Annotated in this window: 4 protein-coding genes and 1 pseudogene; 3 read left to right on the forward strand and 2 right to left on the reverse strand. The window is 60.8% G+C overall.

The genetic code is table 11. The annotated features are described in order from the left end of the window. The coding region (locus NW835_RS07845) for a polysaccharide deacetylase family protein (RefSeq protein ID WP_414414978.1) at positions 1 to 1,413 on the reverse strand (1,413 nt) is incomplete at its 3' end. 96 nt (positions 1,414 to 1,509) lie between these two features. On the opposite strand from NW835_RS07845, the gene NW835_RS07850 reads away from it, so the two are divergent. Further along, complete coding sequence (locus NW835_RS07850) at positions 1,510 to 1,671, forward strand: hypothetical protein (RefSeq protein WP_414364204.1); 162 nt, start codon at positions 1,510 to 1,512, stop codon at positions 1,669 to 1,671. Between the two features lie 56 nt (positions 1,672 to 1,727). Here NW835_RS07850 and NW835_RS07855 read toward each other — a convergent pair whose 3' ends face one another. Further along, entirely contained in the window at positions 1,728 to 2,222 is a 495-nt protein-coding gene (locus NW835_RS07855; RefSeq protein ID WP_414414979.1) for a phycobilisome linker polypeptide, read from the reverse strand. A gap of 202 nt (positions 2,223 to 2,424) precedes the next feature. Here NW835_RS07855 and NW835_RS07860 point away from each other — a divergent pair, with 202 nt between their 5' ends. Together NW835_RS07860 and NW835_RS07865 are read left to right on the forward strand one after the other, a co-directional pair. Beyond that, positions 2,425 to 2,958, forward strand: coding sequence for a DUF4079 domain-containing protein (locus NW835_RS07860; RefSeq protein WP_414364201.1), 534 nt, complete (start codon positions 2,425 to 2,427; stop codon positions 2,956 to 2,958). Positions 2,959 to 3,150: 192 nt separating this feature from the next. Further along, positions 3,151 to 3,298: pseudogene (locus tag NW835_RS07865) on the forward strand (zinc ribbon domain-containing protein); the annotation flags it as partial.

Below are 3,298 nucleotides of genomic sequence, written 5' to 3' on the forward strand. Positions count from 1 at the left end.
GCCAAAAAAGGCGCGGGGGCGGAACTCGGCGGCGCTGGAGAGGCGAAACGAGTCGATCTCCCTCGGAGAGAGGGCGCGGCCATCCTTAACCAGCCACAAGCCCGCCACAAACAAGTCCGTGACATCCGGCATGAGCTGGCGAAGGTTGTCGAGCTGGGTCATGGTGTCGGGATCAAAGGGTACAAAGCGCAGCCGATCCCTGCCCAGCAGCACCAGGGGACGACCGCGCACCACCTTGTCGTCTTCGGGGCGACCGGGGATGAAAGTCTTGTGGTTGGCGGCCATCACCGGCCCCACCATGACGTTGCTGGCCGAGTTAATCCAAGGGATGGAGAAGAAGCTGCCGTTAATGCCGGCATCGGCCTGGTAGCGCTGGACTAGGGTTCTTACCTCGTAGCGTCGCTCCGCGTGCACTGTAGCTGCCCGTCCGCCGCGGATGGTTAGCACCCGCACCCTGTCGATCACCTTATCGGTCAGGGTCAAGGGTTGCGTTCCATCCAGCCAGTAGTCGGGGCTGCGGCCAAGGGTGAAGGTGCGGGCGCCGATAATGGCCTCGGTGAGGCGAAACTGGTTAAAGCGGCGCACCTCCAGCAAGTTGGGCGACTGTCCCGTAAAGCCGGGATCCATCGTGAAGGCCATCCGGTAACCCGCCTCCGCCAGGTATTGCTTCACCCGCTCGTCCCGGTTGCCTTCCGGATAGGCAAAGTAGTGGATGGGGTGGCCCAACTCCTGCTCCAGCTTGCTCTTGCAGTCCAACACCTCTCGCCGCAGGCGGGTGTCGTCCAGCAGCCGCAGGTCGGGAGGATGGTTGACGGTGTGGGCGGCAAAGTCAATCAGCCCGCTGGCATCCATCTCCCGCATCTGATCCCAAGTGAAGTGATCTTTGTCCGTGGGCACGCCGACAAAGCCGGTCTGAACAAAGTAGGTGGCGGGGTAGTTGTACTCCTTCAAGAGGGGGTAGGCGTTTTCGTAAAGCCCAAGGTAGGCGTCGTCAAAGGTCAGCAAAATGGCCTTTTCCGGCAAGGGATCCCCGTCCCGTAGGTGTTTGTAGAGCTGGTCGATGCGGATGGGAGTCAGCCCCGCCTGCTTGATGGCCTCAAAGTGCTGCCGCAGCTCGGCTACCGTGGTGTCAAACCAGACTTGTTTGCGGCCAGCCACCACGTCGTGGTACATGATGGCCGGCACGTAGGAGAGACTGGCCAAGGGAGCCAACGCAAAAGGATCCCGCTGCAGTTGCGGCTCTTGGGGGAGGGGCGGGCGCTGTTGGGCGGCCTTGGCCTGGGCGCGGGGGGCAGGGATCTTGGCCAGAGGCGGCAAGAGCGCCGGCAGGCGGCTGGCCCAGTCGGGATGAGCAGTTGCCCAGGCCACCAGGGCTCCCGTCCCAAACCCCAGCACTGTAACCAACAAAGCCAAGAAGCGGAGCAGCCGGAAGCGCAACTGGGTTGGCGGTCGCTGCCCAGAAAGACTTCGGCCCGGGAAGGGGGATCCCCTTTTTGTCCTAGGGACTGGATGGCCGCCCCGGCGCGGCAGCGGCTGTCGAGACGTCATGTCCTTCTCCTCACCGGCAAAACCAACGTCAGCCTACCACCCCATCTCCTGGTTGGGGATGGGGAAGCCCTTGCCAGTGGTTTCCTCAAAAACAGCCAGGGATCCCTTTCCTCGCCCAGGTAGTACCCCAGCCCACAGGAGTAGCGGCAGAGCCACCACCCAGAAGCTTTCCAGGCAAGTCAGTCGAGGTTGCTCAACACATTGGACTCCGTAATGCTGACGATCTTGCCCCCCCTTTGGGTAATGCGCTTCACTTCTTGGGAGAGCCGGCTGAAGGGCACTTTGTACTCGACAACGCTCTTGCGCACGCCCCCTCCCACCAAACCGGACACTTTGAGGGTGAAAATCTTGTCGCTGTTGGGTAGGGACGAGACCGCCGAGGGAGCAACCTGAGCGGCTGTGGCCTCTGGGGCCGCTTCCGCCTGAGGTGCAGGAGCCGCACTCTCCCGCTCCAAAAGCAGCCGCCAACTGCGGGGATAGGCAGGAGCCAAACGATAAACCACCTTGTAGGAGCCGGTTACATGGTCATCTTCTGACTCCACCCTCACCACTGTTCCTGCTGGGATATCCAGCTTAGCTCCCTTGGACATGACTTTAATTCCAGGCCAATTGGTGGGCACATCCATCAGCAGCTCGACCTCAAAGGATTGATCCCCCAACAACAACTTGGCCATGTGAATAACTCCGTTTTGCTCGTTAGCAGGCAGTAGCCGAGGATCTGTGGCCGACCACAGCTTCACCGCTAGATATTTTACCGTTGCGGCTGCATCCCCTGAAGCTTTCCACCGGCATCTGTCATCGAAGGTGGGTTTGTTGTAGATTTGTTAAGGAGACTGGTTAAAAAGTTGTAGTTGTCCCAAAGGTGGAGGGATCCCTATGCTGTGTGTGGCTCTGCCCAATCTGTCGGCAGCTTCGGATGGGTTGACGGCTGCCTTGCAGCCGGTGGCCCAGTTTTTTGCCGGCTTCAACCTGCCCCAGCCCATTGTGCAATGGGGACATCCTTTGATGATGGGCATTGTGGTGGTGGTCATGGGCAGCTTCGTCGGCCTGACCGGTTGGCGGGGGCGGGTCTTGCGCCTGGCAGCCGAGGGATCCCTGCCGGAATCGGCCCAAAAGCCGCTCTTGGATCACCGCAAATTGGCCCCCTGGATGGCCACCTTCATTGCCCTGGGCTACACCGGCGGCCTTCTCTCCTTGGTCATGCAGGGCCAGCCCCTGCTGAGCAGCCCCCATTTTTGGACGGGATCCCTGGTGTTGCTGCTGTTGGCAGCCAATGGTGCCCTGTCCCTAAGTGGCTTTGGGGGCAACCGCGAGGCCCTGCGCACCACCCATGCTTACTTGGGCAGCCTCATCCTCTGCGTGCTCTTCGCCCATGCTGTGCTGGGCCTGAAGCTGGGCCTATCTCTGTAGGCAATCCCGGCTTTCCTCCTTGGGAAGAGAGGGCTAGGGTGTGACGGCAAGGTGGCAACGTGGAGTTGGGGCAGGCTCCAGACTTTGTTCTGCCGACCCCTAGCCTATGGCTTGAATGGAAGACCTCACAGAAGGTAAAGCTGGAGGCCCCGCACTCTAGTGCGGGGAGGAAAGCTGCTCTCGCAACTTTAGCGGTTGAACAGTTGGGCGTTCCACCAGCTAAGGCAGTTTTTGCACTACAAGGCAGCAAGAGCAGGGGTCAAGGTTGTGGCGGTTCCGCCTGCCTACACTTGCAGACCTGTCACCGCTGCTTGTGGCTTGGCCAGCGGGAAGGGAAGCG

It is taken from the genome of Synechococcus sp. OH2, assembly GCF_047462155.1.
Lineage (GTDB): Bacteria > Cyanobacteriota > Cyanobacteriia > Thermostichales > Thermostichaceae > Thermostichus.

What these genes read in the sequence shown, in the direction of transcription:
- NW835_RS07855 (WP_414414979.1), bottom strand. Translation starts at nt 2,222, where the DNA reads ATGGCCAAGTTGTTGTTGGGGGATCAATCCTTTGAGGTCGAGCTGCTG.
- NW835_RS07860 (WP_414364201.1), top strand. Translation starts at nt 2,425, where the DNA reads ATGCTGTGTGTGGCTCTGCCCAATCTGTCGGCAGCTTCGGATGGGTTG.
- NW835_RS07850 (WP_414364204.1), top strand. Translation starts at nt 1,510, where the DNA reads ATGGCCGCCCCGGCGCGGCAGCGGCTGTCGAGACGTCATGTCCTTCTC.